11 protein-coding genes, 1 other RNA gene and 1 CRISPR repeat array are annotated in these 18,576 nt (G+C 43.7%); of the genes, 4 read left to right on the forward strand and 8 right to left on the reverse strand.

The window, feature by feature from the left end:
- Positions 1-12: 12 nt before the first annotated feature.
- From L6468_RS04040 to L6468_RS04055, 4 genes are read right to left on the reverse strand one after another with little or no spacing between them, the layout of a single operon-like run.
- On the reverse strand, positions 13-1,353 hold the full coding sequence (locus tag L6468_RS04040; protein ID WP_237795533.1) for a lipopolysaccharide biosynthesis protein: 1,341 nt from the start codon (positions 1,351-1,353) through the stop codon (positions 13-15).
- Positions 1,350-2,396 carry an EpsG family protein gene (locus L6468_RS04045; protein WP_091851517.1) on the reverse strand — a complete coding sequence of 349 codons (1,047 nt, stop codon included), beginning with the start codon at positions 2,394-2,396 and terminating at the stop codon, positions 1,350-1,352. Before L6468_RS04045 ends, L6468_RS04040 begins: the two co-directional genes overlap by 4 nt.
- Positions 2,393-3,424 (reverse strand): chain-length determining protein, encoded by a 1,032-nt coding sequence (locus L6468_RS04050; protein ID WP_237795548.1) that lies wholly within the window; start codon positions 3,422-3,424, stop codon positions 2,393-2,395. The genes L6468_RS04045 and L6468_RS04050 overlap by 4 nt, the downstream gene beginning before the upstream one ends.
- A gap of 6 nt (positions 3,425-3,430) precedes the next feature.
- Positions 3,431-5,959 (reverse strand): SLBB domain-containing protein, encoded by a 2,529-nt coding sequence (locus L6468_RS04055; protein ID WP_237795554.1) that lies wholly within the window; start codon positions 5,957-5,959, stop codon positions 3,431-3,433.
- A gap of 160 nt (positions 5,960-6,119) precedes the next feature.
- On the opposite strand from L6468_RS04055, the gene ssrA reads away from it, so the two are divergent.
- Positions 6,120-6,522, forward strand: a transfer-messenger RNA (tmRNA) gene (ssrA, locus tag L6468_RS04060).
- A 35-nt stretch (positions 6,523-6,557) separates the two neighbouring features.
- Here the strand turns inward: ssrA and L6468_RS04065 are convergent.
- On the reverse strand, positions 6,558-8,474 hold the full coding sequence (locus tag L6468_RS04065; protein ID WP_237795557.1) for a polysaccharide biosynthesis protein: 1,917 nt from the start codon (positions 8,472-8,474) through the stop codon (positions 6,558-6,560).
- A 152-nt stretch (positions 8,475-8,626) separates the two neighbouring features.
- Between L6468_RS04065 and L6468_RS04070 the strand changes: the two genes are divergently transcribed.
- Both L6468_RS04070 and glmS read left to right on the forward strand, forming a co-directional pair.
- Positions 8,627-9,136 (forward strand): hypothetical protein, encoded by a 510-nt coding sequence (locus L6468_RS04070; protein WP_237795559.1) that lies wholly within the window; start codon positions 8,627-8,629, stop codon positions 9,134-9,136.
- 128 nt (positions 9,137-9,264) lie between these two features.
- Entirely contained in the window at positions 9,265-11,109 is a 1,845-nt protein-coding gene (gene glmS / locus L6468_RS04075; protein ID WP_237795561.1) for a glutamine--fructose-6-phosphate transaminase (isomerizing), read from the forward strand.
- An 80-nt stretch (positions 11,110-11,189) separates the two neighbouring features.
- On the opposite strand, the gene L6468_RS04080 is transcribed toward glmS, so the two are convergent.
- The 3 genes from L6468_RS04080 to L6468_RS04090 all read right to left on the reverse strand — a co-directional run bounded on the left by L6468_RS04080 (position 11,190) and on the right by L6468_RS04090 (position 17,434).
- Entirely contained in the window at positions 11,190-11,579 is a 390-nt protein-coding gene (locus tag L6468_RS04080) for an HU family DNA-binding protein (RefSeq protein WP_237795563.1), read from the reverse strand.
- 675 nt (positions 11,580-12,254) lie between these two features.
- Positions 12,255-12,608: a CRISPR direct-repeat array (repeat unit 47 nt; unit sequence GTTGTGAATACCTCTCAAATTAGTACGAAAGCAATATCATAAACAGT).
- 103 nt (positions 12,609-12,711) lie between these two features.
- Positions 12,712-16,311 carry a type II CRISPR RNA-guided endonuclease Cas9 gene (gene cas9 / locus L6468_RS04085; RefSeq protein WP_237795571.1) on the reverse strand — a complete coding sequence of 1,200 codons (3,600 nt, stop codon included), beginning with the start codon at positions 16,309-16,311 and terminating at the stop codon, positions 12,712-12,714.
- A gap of 265 nt (positions 16,312-16,576) precedes the next feature.
- A complete protein-coding gene (locus tag L6468_RS04090; RefSeq protein WP_237795579.1) occupies positions 16,577-17,434 on the reverse strand; it encodes a Cthe_2314 family HEPN domain-containing protein in 858 nt (285 codons plus the stop codon).
- Positions 17,435-17,578: 144 nt separating this feature from the next.
- On the opposite strand from L6468_RS04090, the gene L6468_RS04095 reads away from it, so the two are divergent.
- Positions 17,579-18,568 (forward strand): virulence RhuM family protein/type II toxin-antitoxin system death-on-curing family toxin, encoded by a 990-nt coding sequence (locus L6468_RS04095; protein ID WP_237795581.1) that lies wholly within the window; start codon positions 17,579-17,581, stop codon positions 18,566-18,568.
- The last annotated feature ends 8 nt before the right edge of the window (positions 18,569-18,576 follow it).

Consider the following 18,576-nt stretch of genomic DNA (forward strand, 5'->3'; position numbering starts at 1 on the left):
CTCGAATGCAACTTATTTCATCCAAATACCATTTGCTTTTCCGTTGATGAGCTTATAGAATTGAATTCGGTTGACAATGAGCCCGGGGATGTTCACCAAACACATGACAATCATAAACCAGATGATGCTGTGTGTCCATTGTGTCGTCAGGTAAGCCAATGGAATAAAAAGAACGGCTGCTGCTGTGGTAAAGATGAGTTGTAGTCGCAGTTTCCCGATACCATTAATGAAATAGCTGTAGCGCATGCTATAGATAAGGATGAAAATATAGGTAGCCATCATGATGCTCATCTTCAGGTCAATGACCGTCTGTTGGTCTATCCAGATGGCGTAGACGATATCTGAGAGCGCAATCATGACTATCAGACAGATAAGAATTCCTACCGTCATCAGTCGTAGTTTTTTTGTGGCATTACGAATCCATGCTATATCGTTTTTCTGATAGGCATCGGTTGTAGCATTCCAGAATGGCATGCAGATAACAGTAAAGATGACGAGCAGTATGCTGAAGTAACGATAGGTGATCTGATAAGGAGTGACCATCGTAGGAGAGAACAGATTCGAGATGAGTATGTTTGATGTCATAAACAAAACGACACTGGAGATTTGCATGATGAAAAATTGTACCCCCATATGAATGACTGCCTTTGCTTCTTTGAGCTTGATAAGTTTTAACGATGGGCACAGATGCGGATATTTGTAGAGAAAAGTATAAGGAAAAGCTAGTAAATAGATAATGAGTGGTGACACTGTGTTTACCAAGGCGATAAGCATCAGTGAATGGCTTCCTGACCACAGTACGATATAGGTGCCAATGAGTGCCAGTGTTTGACCCAAGGCTATTAGCAGATTGCTGACAGCAGGGAGTTGCATACCCATGTAGAAGTTGCCAATCAACTTAAAAATAAATGATGTACATACCAGTGTCACCGTTGCCATCAGAACTTGGTCAAGATGATCCACTTTCGATGGCGAAGCGTTGAAAATCCAGTAGGGGTCGGTAAGGGCAATTAATAATAACAGAATAAGCAGTACGGGAATGATGATGCATGTCAACATGGCGAAGGTCGATGAAATGAGAGAACGGGTCCGTTCAAACTCATCGTGTGCCATGTATTCTGCTATCTTGTTACGGAGTCCGTTACCAAGGCCAATATCCATGTTGTCAATCCATAATAGCAGGCTACTTATGGTGAGCCAAATGCCGTTTTTGTACTCTCCTAAGCAATGAAGGGTTGCCGGAACCAGCAGAAGTACAATGAGGGCTGACCACCCTTTGATAACAAAAGAGGCAAAGATATTCTTCTGTAACAGGGAAGAACGGCTGCTGCTAACGGTTTTATTGTTACTCATTCCATTGCAAAGTCTAATAGCTCCCATACGAATAGCGTGAAGTACATTTCTACCGCTCCAATAAAGCAGACCGCAATTCTACCATAGTACTGCGGACGTATAGTGTAACAGACGCATGGGAATAGTGCCAGTTCAACGATACCCAGTAATTCGTGCAGTCGGCCCGCAACTACAGAAATTGACGAGAGGGCAAAAAAGCAGGCCATTGAATAGGCTGTGATTTTTAGTAATAATGGTAATGCAGGACACTTTTCTAACATTGTGTCGTAAAAATAGAGCGAGTAGAGGATGATGCAATATTGAATCCAGATAAACACATTCTTGAGGGATAGTTCATCAAAGATTCCTCTTTCTGTTAATGCTTTATACATCTCAATCTTGTCCTGAATATAGGGTATTGGGAGGGCGGAGAAGAAATCATAATGAAGCAGGAACAACACGACTCCAATAGGCATAATCGCTATCAGTAGATATTTCCAGATCTGTGATAGTCTGTTGTTGAAAAATAGGATAGGATAAAACGCGAGTGATGAATAGTGAAATATGTTTGCTATTAAGAAGAAGAGAATGGCTTTCTTCTTCTTTCCTTCAGAGAGAGGTTTGATGGCCAGCAAAAGCATACCTGATGCAATGCTAGCTCTAATCTGTATGTAGTCGTGAAGAATAAAATAGTTTCCGAAGTATATGACTAATGGAAGAAAATACCAAGGCGATAGTTGCCTAAGGGCAATAAACTTTATCGTGACACCCAAAATGGCGTATATCAAGAACAGATAGTGGACATCGTCCGTAAATCTTTGCACAATCCCCGAAAAGAATAAGAAAGAGGCTTCTACCAGAAGTTCTGGATTGTTTTCATGGGTTTTGAAGATCTCTTCGTAAGCTTCAGAGTCAGGGTCGACGCCTATCGTCCTGAATGCACATAAAAGTATCATAATGATACATAGTCCCCAATATACATATTTATTATGGTCTCCAAGATATTCCTCCAGGAATATCAAAGAGACAATAACAATAAATAGTAAGAGGAAGGTATATATCATTGTTTACGCAATATATATAGTGAAGTGCCGGCAAATGTAAGCATTAGCATGAATGCAACAAAAATCATGCGTTTAGGACCTGCAGGTTTAATGGGCACTGAAGCACCTTTGATGACGGTGAACGCTGGTGTGCGCTCCTGTACTTTCGCTTTTGATGCCTGCATCTGGGTGTTGAGTGTGGTATAAGTGTTGTATCTTAGCTGAAGGTCATTCTCCATATCCTCAAGTTGCAACTCAAGGCTTTTCAGAGCTACATTTGTACTGGCATCTGCCATCCTGCCGTATTGCTGACGAGTTTTCTCGTATTCCTGTTTGGCTTCCATTGTTAGTTTCATGTAGTACTCGTAATCAGTACGGGCTTTGCTGGTACGATAGTCTGTAATGAACTCCTGAAGTCGTTCCTTAACGGAGTCACCGATAGTTTTACAGATCAGCGGGTCCTGATCCTTTATACTGATACTGATAACAGCTGTTTTCTTGTCGAAATTAATCTTGATGTTATTTCTGATACTTCCGGCAATAGCATCTTCGTCCTTCGACAGGTTATAGGGATCGATAGTTCGTTCTTCTGCTTTTTGTTTGCTACGAAACAGGTTCTTCATCCAATCAATGGGGACAAACCATATAACAGGCTTTTGATGTTTCTGTAAATAATCATGGTATGTGGTTTCAATGCTTCCGTCTACAGTTTTTACCCGTACATTGAAAAGATTGGTGACAAAGCCATTATCTTCCATAAGGTCGGGATATAGAAGGGGGGTAATGGCATCGTTGCTTTGCAGATTGTCCAAATCGAATCCGAAAGAAGATGCTAGCGATCCTAATGTACTACTACCAATAGACGACCCGCCTAGTTCTGGGGCTAACTTGATATCTGTATTATAGTAGCGCGGAAAACCTAGGATAAATACACATGATAATACAAAGGCTATGGGTAATGTCTTGGCAAAGAGTTTCTTCCTGGCCCACAGCTTTTTTGCTATATTAATGACATCAATGGTCTTCAGTTCTTTCTTATTATCTTCCATAGCTTCTTACTTTGTCAAGTTTGCAATCGTAGCAATCATTGTTGCGATAGAGGCAGTGCTAGAGCCGATACTCAGGATTTCTGGCAGTGACATGCCCTTGCGGCGTGACTTTGTGGGCACCACAATCTGGCAACCTGGGCGAGGCTTGTGCTTGCGGTCTGCGCGTGCCACCATGCCATTCATGTAGATGATAACGGTCATCGATTTCTTGGCTGTTGATGTTGTTCCACCGGCTAAGTTAATATAGTAGTCGGTACTCTTGCCTTCCTTGAAATATACTGTGTTGGGGAATAGTACTTCACCGTTAATTTTTACTGTTCCGTCATAACGGGGCACCACAATGCGGTCGCCTTCGCGAAGGATTGGGTCGTCATCGGTTCCTGGGTTCTTCAGAGCTTTATCCAACTCAATACCTACGGGGTAGGTGGTATTTGTCATCAATTTCTTTACGTCGATGGAGTCGTTACCCGAGTTGCGTTGGGCGGTGCGTAGCATAGTTTCCATCATGTCGCGCTCTTCTGAGGTCATCTGGCGCAACAGTTTGGTACCTTCAGCATAAGCCTGATTGGTCAGTCCGCCTGCCATCTTGATGACTTCGCTCAGTCGCTGTCCCTTGCTTGACAATGCGTAGTTGCCACTAAACTGCACCTCGCCTTCGATGGTGACATTCTGTTGTTCGTTATAGTCGGGAGAACGACGTACATAAACTTCATCGAATGGTTGCAGTGTAAAATCGGGTTGTTCAGAAATCGTGAAGTCAGGATTCAGCTTGAAACTGAAGTTCTGGGCTATCTGGTCGCCAGCCTCCGTAGAGTTGGGGTTGGTAATACGACGTGCTACATCGACTTTTGCCAACGATGCAGCCTCAGTAGGACCACCAGCTTGGATAATCAGGTCTTCAAGTGTCTCGTTCTCAGCATAGCGGTAAACACCAGGATAGGCCACTTCACCATTGATTGTTACCGTTTTCTTCTCGTTGCGTTCCTGACGACTGGCAATGTAAATAACATCCTCGTTCTTCAGGGCAATGTCAGGAGCTGTACCTTCCATAATGGCACGTAAATCCAAACTTATCATCTCAAGTGAACGGTCTGCCTTTATGCGATGCATCACGGCATGCTGTGAGATGGCTTCCTCTGTGACTCCTGCTGCTGCTTCTATGAGTGCTTTGACGGTGTTGATTTCTCCTCCCACTTGATACATGCCAGGACGGAATACGGCGCCGCGTATCTCAACCATATTCTGATATCGATTTAGCGTTGAGTCAATACTGACGCTGTCTTCATCCATTAATTTGAAACTGTTCATGTCAAATTCGCCAATATTGAATACAGAGTAGCCTGCACCGGCTTTACGATTGACGCGGATAGCCTTAGTATAGGCATCACCTGTGAAACCACCAGCATAGCGGAGTAGGGTAGCGGCACTCTCGTTTTCTTTCATCTCGTAGAACATTGGGCGCTTTACCTTACCCGTAATATTCACCAATGTTTCGTAGGGGCTGACGGTAATCACGTCATTGTCTTGCAGACGTACGTCACCACTTAACTTTCCGTTAAGCAGGAAATCATAAACATCAACATTTGAAAGCAATTTCCCTTTGCGATATACTTTAACGTTGCGCAATGTTCCAATTTCATTGGGACCGCCTGCCATGTAAAGTGCATTGTAAACAGTGGCGAAGGCCGACATCGTGTATGTTCCCGGTACTTTCACCTCACCCATCACGCTGATTGTGATTGTGCGTGTTTGTCCTAGGGTTAAATCTATTTGCGAACCCTGATAGCGTGGACCTATGACTTGCTTGAGTTTTGCTTTGGCTTGACTAACGCTGAGCCCGCCCAGCTTGATGACGCCAATTCCTTCTATGGTTATTGTACCATCAGGAGAAACAGACTCTGTGATACTTTCTTGTGAGGCTCCCCAAATATCGACGTTCACTTCATCACCAGGACCAAGTACGTAATTCTGAGGCGTAGCCAGGTTCATGCTACTCTCGAAAGTCAGATTCTTGTTGTTAAATACATCGTGGCCGAATATCTTACGTTTTTCAGGCTTTTGCTCATCCAACTTGTATTTTAGGGAATCTGGCATCATAAAGTCAATGGCCTCGTCCATTTCCACAAAGTCCTTATCGTCGTCATCGTACGTATGGCGTTGAATCTGGTTTGATTTCTTGCCATCCTTAACACGGAATTGTGAGGCGTTTTGCTTGTCTTTCTTTACCTGTTCCTCACGTTTTTCACCGTTGGCTTCGCGCATACGATTCTTTACGGCTTTCGAACCGGCTGTAATATCTTCTGCACCAAGGGCACCGTTTTTGATCTGCTTCTGATACTTCTTCTGGATGCGGCGTAATTGGTCAATGGTGACGCCACGCTGCATCAACTGAGTCACAATCTGTTGGCGCGATACACCCTTGGCGTTCTGCTCAATTACATAATCCATGATTTGGTTGTCAGTCATACTCGACTGCGCAGTCATTGATGTGCAGGTAAGCAGCATCATTCCTAAGAGGAATAGGTATTTTCTCATATCTTGTCTATTGTTTTGGCATAATAATACATTATAATAAACCGATTCACGGCAAAATTATTGCAAAGGTACGAAATATTTTTTTATTCATAGTTCTTATTTCATAATTATTTTATACCTTTGCACCCGCAATACCTGCATTTTGCATGGTTCATAGTCTGGGGTTGACTGGATTTGACGGCAAGATGAAATGGTACGTAAGCACGCGGAGCTGGGCTATGGGAGGCTCCTTAATCTCTTCTGTAGGAAAATTAATTGGCAACAATGAGTATGCTCTCGCTGCCTAATCGAAGTATAGTAGATTACTGGCTTAATTCCCTTACAAGGTGAGGGAACGAGACGTCGCTCCAAGGATCTGGTTCCGAATCCGAGGGCTCAGCGGCGCAGGTTAAATCGGAAATAGTCTGTTGGGCGCCTCGACTGGTAGATGAAATTTTAGGGGATAAGGTTACGATTGGTGGCTTGGGTCTTGTCGTAGCTCGAAAATGAAGGCCAAGATAAGCGTGTAGAAAGCGTATGGTTTCCTTGTGCGGACGAGGGTTCGACTCCCTCCAGCTCCACTTAATAAGAAAAAGCCCTCAAAAAGTGAGGGCTTTTCTTATTTGTCTAATACTTCGTATACTGAGTTGTTTGACTTGTATTCAGGCACAATCTCCTTCATCTTCTTTACCGTTGCCATGTCGTCATATTGCTTGGATATGGCTATCAGGTTATTGATCTCCTTATTGACTTCTTCATAATCGTATTCACGCACTTCGGCAATACGTATCTTTTCGTGGAACGAGGGCTTAGTGCCTTCCAACTCGTTGAGCACTTCCTCGTAAAGCTTCTCGCCAGCACGCAGTCCGGTGTACTCTATTTTTACGTTTTTAGCGCCGCTTAGTGCAATCATGCGTTGAGCCAGGTCTGCAATTTTTACTGGTTGTCCCATGTCAAATACAAAGATTTCGCCACCGTGGCCTTTTGTGCCTGCTTCAAGTACCAACTTACATGCTTCGGGAATCAGCATGAAGAATCGCACAATGCGTGGATCTGTTACTGTGACAGGACCGCCATTCTTGATTTGTTCCCGGAACAGAGGAATCACACTGCCGTTAGATCCCAGTACATTACCAAAGCGGGTGGTGATAAACTGTGTCTTATCCGTAGTCTTGCCAAGGCTCTGTACGTAGATTTCACAGATGCGCTTTGAACATCCCATCACGTTGGTGGGGTTCACGGCCTTATCCGTTGATACCATGACGAACTTCTTGACGCCATACTTTACGCTCAGGTCGGCAATCACCTTCGTACCATATATATTATTCTGTACAGCCTCACTGGGGTTGTTCTCCATCATCGGCACGTGCTTATAGGCGGCAGCATGGAAAACATAGTCGGGTTTGAAGTCGCTGAAAATCTGCTCCATGCGGTCTTCCTTGCAGATACTTGTGACCACAGTCTCAGCCTTCACATCGGGGAATTCTTTCTCCATCATCAGACGGATATCATGCTCAGGCGTCTCGGCCTGGTCTATCAGCATCATCTTGGCAGGCTTGTTGACGGCTACCTGACGCACCATCTCAGAGCCGATGCTGCCTGCAGAACCGGTAATCAACACACGTTTGCCTTTCAGAAGTGCACCTACGGATGCCATATCCACAGTGATTTCCTGACGTGGGAGGAGATCTTCCACAGAGACCTCTTTCAGCTGCATGCTACGGAAGTTATCTTCGTTGAGGTTGTCTTCGTTTGGTTTTAACTCCTTTGCCTGCTGAGCCATATAAATCTTGCAGCCAGCTTTGATAAGCATGTCCTGTATCTGCTGGTTGTTTCTGAAATCGTCAATACGAAGGGGGGATACAAGTACGGCGTCAATATGTTTCTGGGCAATGATGTCTTCCAGATTGTCATTGACATTATAAACTTGCTTACCCATCAGCAACATGTGCTTAGCCTGCTTGTCGTGTGAGATAAAACCCTGAAGGAGATATTTCTTGGGGTTTTGTGAGTTGATGTACTTGGCAAGACCAATACCGCCAGAGAGTGCGCCGTAGATAAGTACTCTCATGGCTCGCTTGTCAGATACCATCACGTCGTATAGGTTTTTAACCATCACACGTCCGGCCCACATCAGCAGGGTAGCCACACAGAATGTGACAACTGTTTCTGTCTGGCTCAGGATGGCAATGCAGCAAACATACTTTTCTGCGATGACAGAGTAGATAAGAGCAATAACCATTGACAGCAAACTGCCATAGCCTACACGCATCAAGTCTACGAAACTTGAGTAACGTACAATTCCGGAGTATGTGCGGAAGACGCGGAAACCAATGATTGCGAATGCCGTATAGATAAGCATGGTGTACAACACCGCAAATCGGAGATCAAATAATACGGCAGTTTTCCTGAAAGTCCAGAAGGTAAAGATACCTGAGAGGAATACAAATAGACTATCTGCGATTAGCACACACCAATAAGGTAAAGTATTCTTGGTGAAGTACCAACTGATTATTTTGTCTAATGGATTTTTCATATTAGCTTAGTATTTTCGGGTGCAAAAGTACATATTTTTTGTAAAATAAAGAAATTTTTGAGTATTATTTTAAACTTTTTCGTCACTATTGCGTCTAACCTGTGATTTCAAACCATATTTTAATCACCATATAATTAAAAACAATTAAAACTATGAAGAAACTTTTTATGATGATTGCAATGCTGGCACTTCCGTTTGCCATGCAGGCACAGACAACATTCCACGACGTCGAAGCAAACGATGCTACTGGAAAAGTGAAGAAGATTGAGAGCAGCCAGATGGGCCGCCAGCAAGTGATTAATTTCTCTCCCGACGGAAAGATGCAGCAGGAGGGTATGAGCGATGCAAAATATGATGCCAATGGCTATCTGCAGTCGGCAAAAATGAATGCACGCGGTATGGATATTGTTGTTACCTATAAGTGGGAAAACGGTAAGGTGAAGAGCCAGAGCATGGACATGGGTGGCCAGGGCTTTTCTATGACTTTTGCCTATAACGACAAGGGCGCTGTTGTCAGTCAGACCATGGATATGGGTGGCCAGGAAATGAAGATGGAATATACCGATATAAAATATGATGCTAAGGGTAACTGGATCAGCCGTAAGACCTCTATGATGGGGCAGGAGATGGAACAGACCCGCACTATCGAATATTACGAATAAAGCCAACCATTCACATTATACATTAAATTTCTTTTTAAAAAAATGGCTATCTTTTATTAAGGTAGCCGTTTTTTTTGTAATTTTGCAGCCGAAAAAACAAAACTTAGCAGTATAAAACTAAACAATATATGTGTGGAATAGTTGGTTATATTGGTAAGCAACAGGCTTATCCAATACTTATTAAGGGACTTCGTCGACTGGAGTATCGTGGTTATGACTCTGCCGGTGTGGCACTGATTAATGATAAATGCGACCTTAATGTTTACAAGACGAAAGGTAAGGTGGACAATTTGACGGAGTATTGCTCTGACAAGGATGTCACGGGCTGTGTAGGTATTGCCCATACGCGCTGGGCTACTCATGGCGAACCTTCGGCTCGTAATGCCCATCCACACTATTCGCAGAGCCATAACCTGGCAATTATCCATAACGGAATTATTGAGAACTATGCCGATATTAAGGCTAAGCTGATAGATAAAGGCGTGGAGTTCAAGAGTGACACGGATACCGAGGTACTGGTGCAGCTCGTAGAGTATATCATGGAGAAAAAGGGCATCACTCTGCTTGAGGCTGTTCAGGTGGCACTCTATCAGGTGATTGGTGCTTATGCCATCGCTATTGTTGATAAGCGCGACCCCAGTCAGATAATTGCTGCCCGTAAGCAGAGTCCACTAGTGGTAGGTATCGGAAAGGATGAGTTTTTCCTAGGGTCTGATGCCAGTCCTATCATTGAATATACGGACAAGGTTGTGTATCTGGAGGATGGTATGATTGCCGTCATCCGTTTGGGTGAGGACTTGAAGGTGATGAGTATCCTCGGTGAGGAGCAGGAACTGCAGGTGAAGAAGGTGGATATTGATCTTGGACAGATAGAGAAAGGCGGCTATGCTCATTTTATGCTGAAGGAAATCTTTGAGCAGCCCGAATGTCTTACTAACTGTATGCGTGGACGTATCAATGTAGATGCCAACCACGTGACACTTTCTGCCCTTATCGATTATCGTCTCCAACTGTTGAAAGCCAAGCGTATTGTCATAGTAGCTTGTGGTACCTCTTGGCATGCAGGTCTTATTGGTAAACAACTGATAGAATCGTTCTGCCGTATTCCTTGTGAGGTGGAGTATGCCTCGGAGTTCCGTTATCGTAACCCTGTTGTTACAGACGATGACGTGGTGATTGCAATCTCGCAGAGTGGTGAGACGGCCGATACTCTTGCTGCTATCCAGTTGGCTAAGGAGAAAGGGGCCTTTATCTATGGTATCTGTAATGCCATTGGCTCAAGCATCCCTCGTGCCACCGATACGGGTACATATATCCATGTAGGTCCAGAGATTGGCGTGGCTTCAACGAAGGCTTTCACGGGTCAGGTCACGGTACTCACCATGTTTGCTTTGGCATTGGCTGATGCAAAGGGTACTATCAGTCGTGATGAATACCTGAAGGTGGTGGAAGAGTTGAATCGTGTTCCTGAAATTATCAGGGAGGTGTTGAAGACAAATGAGAAAGTGCGTGATCTTGCTCGTACCTTTACATATGCGCACAACTTCCTGTATTTGGGACGCGGCTATTCTTATCCAGTAGCTTTGGAGGGCGCTTTGAAACTGAAGGAGATTTCTTATATACATGCCGAGGGCTATCCTGCTGCAGAGATGAAACATGGACCTATTGCTCTGATTGACTCTGATATGCCTGTTGTGGTCATTGCTACACACAATGCCATGTACGAGAAGGTACTATCTAATATTCAGGAAATCAAAGCTCGCCAGGGACGTGTCATCGCACTTGTGTCAAAGGGTGACGATACTATTAGTCGTATAGCTGACGAGGTTATCGAACTGCCTGATGTGCTGGAATGCCTGGAGCCTTTGGTGGCTACCATTCCTCTCCAGCTTTTGGCTTACCATGTGGCCGTCTGCAAGGGTAAGAACGTGGACCAGCCTCGAAATCTGGCAAAGTCGGTTACGGTAGAGTAATTGTTTGAATATGTGATATATTAAAAATGGTGTAACCTGCTGGGTTGCACCATTTTTATATTTTATTCTTGCTTTACTGGTTAGTCCTGTTTCTCCTTCTCGAAACTCATGTTCTCGTAGAGTTCCTGCGAACCGTCATTGCTTTGGGGTAGGAAGTGGAGTCGTACACCACGGATGTGCTTCTTGGCGCGGAATTCCTTGGGATCATCTACCTTGTCACTTTCTATCTCGAGTTTCATCATACCCCAGTCTGGCAGACGCACACGATCACCGTCGCGCAGGTGACTGTTCACCACTTCGGCGATGCTGATAAGTACGCCTTTGATATTGCCTGCGCTGAACCCCGTGCGCAGGGCAGTCTCCTTGATAATCTGTTCGCTCTCTATGGTCTTCTCGTGAACGGCCACTGCCTTGTATTTTCCAAAGTTCTTGAGGGTGGGCTTGGTTTCTTGCTTAATCTTATATTTCATAATGCTTTTCGTATTTTCGTGCAAATTTAGTAAATACTCCTGAGAATGCCAATTATTTCTCGATAATCTTGATTTAAACATCTTCCGACACTCACCCGTTACATCTCTATCGGTTATAAAGTAAAACCCAGTCTATTGTTCCTCATTTCTTAGCAGTAGAGTAGTAAAGAAATTCTCTAGAGAATTTTGTCCTTACTAAGTGATATAGCATTTGCTACTTAGTTATACAGGAAGAAATTCTCTAGAGAATTTTTCTACTATCATATAGAAGGCAGATTGAAAGTCCGTAATTTCGTTCTTGTTACTACGTTAAACAGACCTGATAAGTCAATACAAATAGTACCCAGAAATACAAGAGAACTAGAAGAAGATCCCATAGTGATTCCTGATTAGAATGGCTACGTTCCACAACATTCTTGCATAGGTAAGCGTTAAGTGGCAGCTCGTGAGGAAGGAACTGTATGATGGTAAGAAATTACAATAGATTTTGGTGGTTTGAAAAAAACATCGTATATTTGCAGCGCAAAGGGTGGTCTTTGACATATTAGTATAAAGAATACATACATAGTCTGTTATTCGCGTTCCCCCCGGCGTTCAGCGTTGTGAATACCTCTCAATTAGTACGAAAGCAATATCATAAACAGTGCGCAGGTCGATGTCTTCCGTGCGCTGCTCGTTGTGAATACCTCTCAAATTAGTACGAAAGCAATATCATAAACAGTCTGGATGATGTACTTGCCGTCGTAGGGGATGTTGTGAATACCTCTCAAATTAGTACGAAAGCAATATCATAAACAGTATCATGTCCGACGCGATGCAGAACTCACCAGTTGTGAATACCTCTCAAATTAGTACGAAAGCAATATCATAAACAGTGTAAAAAAAATCAAATCCGAGAAGGCTGAGTTGTGAATACCTCTCAAATTAGTACGAAAGCAATATCATAAACAGTCATCACCTCATTCTTCTGCCAAGTAACACCGTTGTGAATACCTCTCAAATTAGTACGAAAGCAATATCATAAACAGTAGATCTGCCGTAAAAGACAGAACCACAGAGATTTATGATTGCAAACAGGAAAACAAAAATGTTTGTGATAACAGAGAAATCCCTCGATAGTGAGGGATTTCTTTTATTCTGCATACTCTATATGTCCAATCTTGGTTATCCGAACTTTTACAGCACCCTTTAAATCGTTTATAACACGAATTCTTTTCCACGTCATGTTTTTCAATTTCGCATTATTGTTTTTCGTCGCATCGTACTGATGTCTGAAACGATAGTCTCCTTCCGATATGGCCTGAACCTTGAATAAGTGTGGACTTATCAAAGCATAGTTATCTTTTGCGGTCAGATCTATGTCAGCTGGATTGAAACCTGTGGCCTCGTCGGGGAACACAAAGCAGTCGTTCTGCTGAAGCGAAAACAGGAACCTCCAGCCCTTGTCTGCATTATATGTCATGTCGATGACGGGGTTACCCTGTATGGCGCTGTCAACAGCATCGAAAAATGACACCACAACTTCGTGCAACTCATGCTGCGCATCTTCGTATATCGCAACATGATGATTGTTGTTTGTTCTGACGTAGTCGGCAGATTGGACCTTACCATCCTTGTCAAGCAGCAGCTCGCCCTTGTTGTCGTGTTTTTTGTGGATGGCTCGGGCATCCTTTAATTTGGTTCTTACGATGACCCGTTTGATGCGGATGCCTTTCTCACGATTAAACCAGATGGGATTCTCTTCCAGATTGGAAAAAGCCTCTTTGGGTTTGTTGCCATACTCGCGAAGTCTTTCTTGCAGAATGCGCTGTACGCCCTTGTCAACGACATCATTTACATTTAAACTCTCGTTCACCTCAACACGTTTGGTGAACACCTTTACGCCATTCTCCATGATGCTGCCATAGTAGGTATCATCGTGCAGTTTGCCTCTTGGCGTTAGCTGTATCTGGCGGTTGCCTTCTTTTTTCTTCTTACTCTTCGAGATGTTCAGGTTTGGTGTTACTGCGTTTATTGCTGGTTTTTGATAAACGTTGATTCTCTCCAGCTGTTGTTTGACTTCGGCACGCAACTCTCCCAATGGCATTGGCTCATTGAAGCGCCAGTTGCCCTGCTTGTCGCGATGCAGATTTTTCTGTCGCATCTTCATCAACTGTTCCCGCTTTTCGCCCTCAGCATTCAGACTGTTGAGGTAATTGATGAAAGCAGGCTTGGTGAAGGCAACGGTGATAGCATCCATCGCGTGGTTACGATGGTCGGTACGCTTAGTCCAGGCATCCTCGTTGATCTTGCGAACCGTCTTACCGTCTTTGTCCTCGTAGGTATCAATCAGCTCCAGTTTGTCGTATTTGTCCCAAACGAGTTCCTGTAATACATCCACCAATTGCCAGTCGTCGCGCAGGCGGCTGGTAATGCTACCGGTAGTGGGTACTACCTTTCGGGTGATAGTACCCAGCAGTTCGTAAGCCTTGCGGTTGATGTATTGTGTTAGGCCCAAATCCCTTGTCAGAGGCTCGTCCTGAATGTCGGCTGCTGTGCGCAGCAGATTGTCCTTCTTGGCTTTGCTGATGGCTTTCTTCTTGAATAGGTCGTTGACTCTGGCTATATACTGCTGGGCTTCGGCCTCGCCATATTTCCACTTCACATAGTCCAGAGCCGTCATATCGCCCTTCTCCTCATTGATGCTCGAAAGTTCTACCGTCAGCACCGAGAAAGCGTTGCTGGGGCTTTTGGCTTTGGGGATGATGTGTTCCTTGTCGAACTTACGATGGATGATAAGGTCAACCAAATCGACCTTGGTCTTAGAATAAAGCGTCTTGTATCCAAGAGGTGCCAACTCCTTATATAATCTGTATTTCAGGATGTCGTTTTCGCTGACGTAGGTTACATGATAGCCTCTTTCGTTCAGCTGGTCAATGAGTTCCTGTCGGCACTTTGCTCGTTCGTTCTTATTATTCTCTATGTCCTGAGTCATTCGCCTTCGGCTTTCTGCGTTCTTGCTCAGGTCGCGTGCAAGTTCAATGCGTATCTCGTTGAATTGACCATACTCATCGCCATATTCGTCTATCAATCCGTTTACAACCGAAACCATCTGGTTAAGGACTCTTTCTACTAGCGGATTGCGCAGGCTATTATGAGGAATGGGTTGCAAGTAATGGTGCAAAACGCGGCTTTCGTTCTCTTCCTTGGTGATGGAACGCTTGGAGTGATTGTAACCTGCTTTTTCGCAGGCTTCATTATACTGATAACCCTCTTTCAGGAATGGTAGTAACTTTTGTATGGCTTTGGCGCTGAGGCTGCGATATCCATCGGGGAATTTAACATCGGCAATGATCTTGGCGTATTCATCGTTGTCGAAGCCGAAGAACTCCTTTACACGTTGCACAAGTTTGGCACTGCCTGAGCGTGAATTGTCGCCAGGGAAAGAATAGAGCAGATGCCACAACTTATAGTGAGGCTGCATGTAGATTTCAGGACCTATCATGACTTCGCCATTCAGCGCTTCCGTCTTGTAACCCAAGCCTTCAAATACCTTGCATATAACATTAAGCACATCTTGTGCCTTCATCTTCTTGATGTCCAATATGTCGTGACCTGTCATTTCCAATATCTTCAGATATGCGCTCACCAGTCTGGTCTGAGTCTCGTTGCCAATGAGGGTGTCGAAGTTCAGGTCGTAGGTCTTTGTCTGTTTGCCAACAAGCAGTTTGATGGCGGCTGTTTTTGTCAGTTCCTTCCTAATAGACAGTTCTGCGGCCAGCATCTCCTTCTGTTCCAGCGTCAGAGCGTATTGCTCAAGCGTGGTGGTGTTGGTGAGAACGACATCATTCAGTCGCTGCCACATCCTGAATTCTTGGAATAAGGGCGACGATATGGGGCAGACTCTGCTACCTGTTGTTACAAGTTGCTTCTTGCCGTTTTTCTCAACCTCTATCTGATGACTCTCCAGTTCGCAAAAACTCAGGTCCTGTTTCTTGCTCTCTATGGGGCGTTGGAAGAAAATAATACGGTTCTTAATTTCCTTCTTTAGTTTGCGAGTTAGTTCTGGGTGGAATGCCATCTGCGTCTTCCAAATCTGCTCAAACTCATCCTCGTAGTCCTTGCGATAGAATGTCTGGCGCTTGATGCCTTTCAATGGATTGAGAGTCAGTTGGTTCATCAGGTATTGGCCAACGGTCTGATGGTTCTCAACCAACGTATTACTGCGTCCTGTTATGGCAGCCAGATAGGCTCCCATATCCTCTATGTCGGTATCAGCTTCGCCCTTACGGATGCTTTTATATCCGCGCTTTTTGTTAATCATGAGCAGTACCCTTGCCAGCTCGCTTAATGAGATTTCCTCACGTGCAGCCTTTGATCGCAACATGAGGGTTTCGTAGGTGGTTCCCTTGCCGTCTTCACACAGCAGGGTATCGCCGTCAATGAAACCATTCTCGCGCAACAGGGCTATCAGGTCGGCACGTCTTTGTTTGTATCGCTGAAGTTTACGATGGGCTCCACGTTTCTGCCGTCTCACCAAATTGGGAGAAACGGTGAGTCCCTTTCTGAACATGTCAATAGGCTTACCCTCTGAAATCTTGCCTTTGGCATTCATATACGCAAAATTGTCAAAATCAACCTTGACGACATTCGAATCAATAATCCTTGATTGTTCGTTGTCGTTCTCTGCTTCTAATATCAGCGCCCAGCCGATACTGGCAATTCCCGGGTCTAATCCTAGTATAAATTTCATAGGGTAGCAGCAATTAAATAATGTCTTGCAAAGATAGTAAAAAGGCGACGTAATGAGATAAAAACAGCATCGATTTTTAAAATAATTAAAGTTTAGGATATGATTTGGCAATATTTTTCGTCGTTTTCTTTGTTCATTCTAAGAAAAAACGTATCTTTGCAGCACTAATTTGAGGTATTCACAATAAGGATTATTCCGTTGTGAACATTAAAGAGAGCCAAAGCTATTTCCTAATAGTGGCGGTTCTTTTTCTTTTGGGGTATTGTTACTCTCTATGTTTTGATAGCACAAATCTGTTCAGACTATCTTTATTTAGTTCTATAAACTCATTACTGTGTGACTCTAAGAATTTAGGTGACATCTTCTGAATTAACTTTGGCAATAATAATTCAAAGAGCTTTTGGGTTGATCCTATTGTGACTGTCAACAATGTGTTTAATTCGCCTATAAATGCTTTCTTGGTTTTTGCCAGAAGATACTTGTTTGCCTTTGTACCCTCTATGTATTCATGCATATCATCCGCTGTTAACGGCTTTGTGTGAAGGCTCGACCAAATGATAGTAAGGTGATAGTTGTCTAGCATTTTGGAAGACAAAAGTCCCTCGTGAGAAACCTTATTTCTCTTTTGCTCATGTTCTTGTATTACAGAATAATAGTGTTCTATTAGCTCGACAATATCATTCTCACCATTTGCATTCAACGCATCACGCAATTTGTTCCATTGAATCATTCTTTTGCTGCCAATATTAATATCGCACAACTCAACTAACAGCTTAAAGTACAAATCGTGAATAGTCGTAATAGAATGACAGAATGAAGAGTAATGATATCTATAGAAATCGTATGCAGTATAACCCTTTTCTGAGTAGTATTTAGCATTATAACGCCTCTTGATTTGCAAGATGGCGAGTTGCATATATGACATTGATGATGTAATCCCCATCATAATTTTTCTTACCTTTTTGAGACACGTTTCGTGTGGTAAAAGTGGTGGACGCTCACCTTTTATTTTGCTCTCAATATAAGGATACGACCGCACGATATCGTCTAAGCTGGCAAAATCATCCAAGATAAGAACTATCTCGAAGAAAGGTGTTTTTGTCACAAGGTTGATATTATTCATAAGTCATTATGTCATTGGTTTGTGCAAAGATACGAATAAAAATCAGAGGAAGAAACTTTTTCTATGATTTAAGACGTAACATTTCCATTTTTTGCATACTATATTAATAGAAAAGTATTACTTTTGCAAAACGAAAAGAATGTTATGAAACAGGATCAGATTGTAATCTATCAGACGGAGGATGGGCAGACACAGATTGATGTCCGTCTAGAGAATGAGACAGTATGGTTGACGCAGACTCAGATGGCTCAATTATTCAAGTCATCTCGTACGAACGTATTAGAGCACATCCTGCATATCTACGAAGACGAGGAACTGGAGAAAGAGGCAACATGTCGGAATTTCCGACAGGTTCGTCAGGAGGGCAAGCGTATGGTTAATCGTACGATAACAATGTACAATCTTGACATGATTATCTCCGTTGGTTATCGAGTCAATTCTAAACGAGGTGTGAAATTCCGTCAGTGGGCAAATAAGGTGCTCAAAGACTATCTGATAAAAGGCTACGTCGTAAACGAGCGCATCCGCAAGGAGCAGCTTGGTGAGTTGCGACAGTTGGTGCAGGTGGCCAGTCGTGCCATTAGCAATCAGAAGGTGGAGAAGACGGTTGAGAATCAGGACCTGCTGAATGTGGTGGTAGATTATACTTACGCCCTTGATACACTCGACAACTATGACTATGAACGTCTGACTATCGATAAGACTACAAGTCAGGAGAAGTTTCATGCCACTTATGATAATGCGATGGAGGAGATAGCTCGCCTGCGTGAGAAGTTTGGCGGCTCTTCACTCTTTGGCAATGAGAAGGATGAGTCGTTCAAGAGTAGCATCGGACAGATTTATCAGACGTTTGGTGGTGAGGAACTCTATCCCAGTGTGGAGGAGAAGGCTGCTATGCTGCTGTATCTGGTGACGAAGAACCACTCGTTTAGCGACGGCAACAAACGCATTGCTGCCACGCTGTTCCTTTGGTTCCTGAATAACAACGGCATTCTGTATCGTGAGGACGGCTCAAAGCGACTGGCTGATAATACCCTTGTGGCTCTGACGCTGATGATTGCAGAGAGTAAGACAGAAGAGAAGGACGTGATGGTGAAGGTGGTGGTGAACCTGATTAACCAGCGGAACGAGTGATATAAAAA

This window comes from Prevotella communis (genome assembly GCF_022024115.1).
GTDB lineage: Bacteria > Bacteroidota > Bacteroidia > Bacteroidales > Bacteroidaceae > Prevotella > Prevotella communis.

Coding starts and splice junctions, on each gene's coding strand:
- L6468_RS04040 (WP_237795533.1), bottom strand. CDS start 1,353: ATGAGTAACAATAAAACCGTTAGCAGCAGCCGTTCTTCCCTGTTACAG.
- L6468_RS04045 (WP_091851517.1), bottom strand. CDS start 2,396: ATGATATATACCTTCCTCTTACTATTTATTGTTATTGTCTCTTTGATA.
- L6468_RS04050 (WP_237795548.1), bottom strand. CDS start 3,424: ATGGAAGATAATAAGAAAGAACTGAAGACCATTGATGTCATTAATATA.
- L6468_RS04055 (WP_237795554.1), bottom strand. CDS start 5,959: ATGAGAAAATACCTATTCCTCTTAGGAATGATGCTGCTTACCTGCACA.
- L6468_RS04065 (WP_237795557.1), bottom strand. CDS start 8,474: ATGAAAAATCCATTAGACAAAATAATCAGTTGGTACTTCACCAAGAAT.
- L6468_RS04070 (WP_237795559.1), top strand. CDS start 8,627: ATGAAGAAACTTTTTATGATGATTGCAATGCTGGCACTTCCGTTTGCC.
- glmS (WP_237795561.1), top strand. CDS start 9,265: ATGTGTGGAATAGTTGGTTATATTGGTAAGCAACAGGCTTATCCAATA.
- L6468_RS04080 (WP_237795563.1), bottom strand. CDS start 11,579: ATGAAATATAAGATTAAGCAAGAAACCAAGCCCACCCTCAAGAACTTT.
- cas9 (WP_237795571.1), bottom strand. CDS start 16,311: ATGAAATTTATACTAGGATTAGACCCGGGAATTGCCAGTATCGGCTGG.
- L6468_RS04090 (WP_237795579.1), bottom strand. CDS start 17,434: ATGAATAATATCAACCTTGTGACAAAAACACCTTTCTTCGAGATAGTT.
- L6468_RS04095 (WP_237795581.1), top strand. CDS start 17,579: ATGAAACAGGATCAGATTGTAATCTATCAGACGGAGGATGGGCAGACA.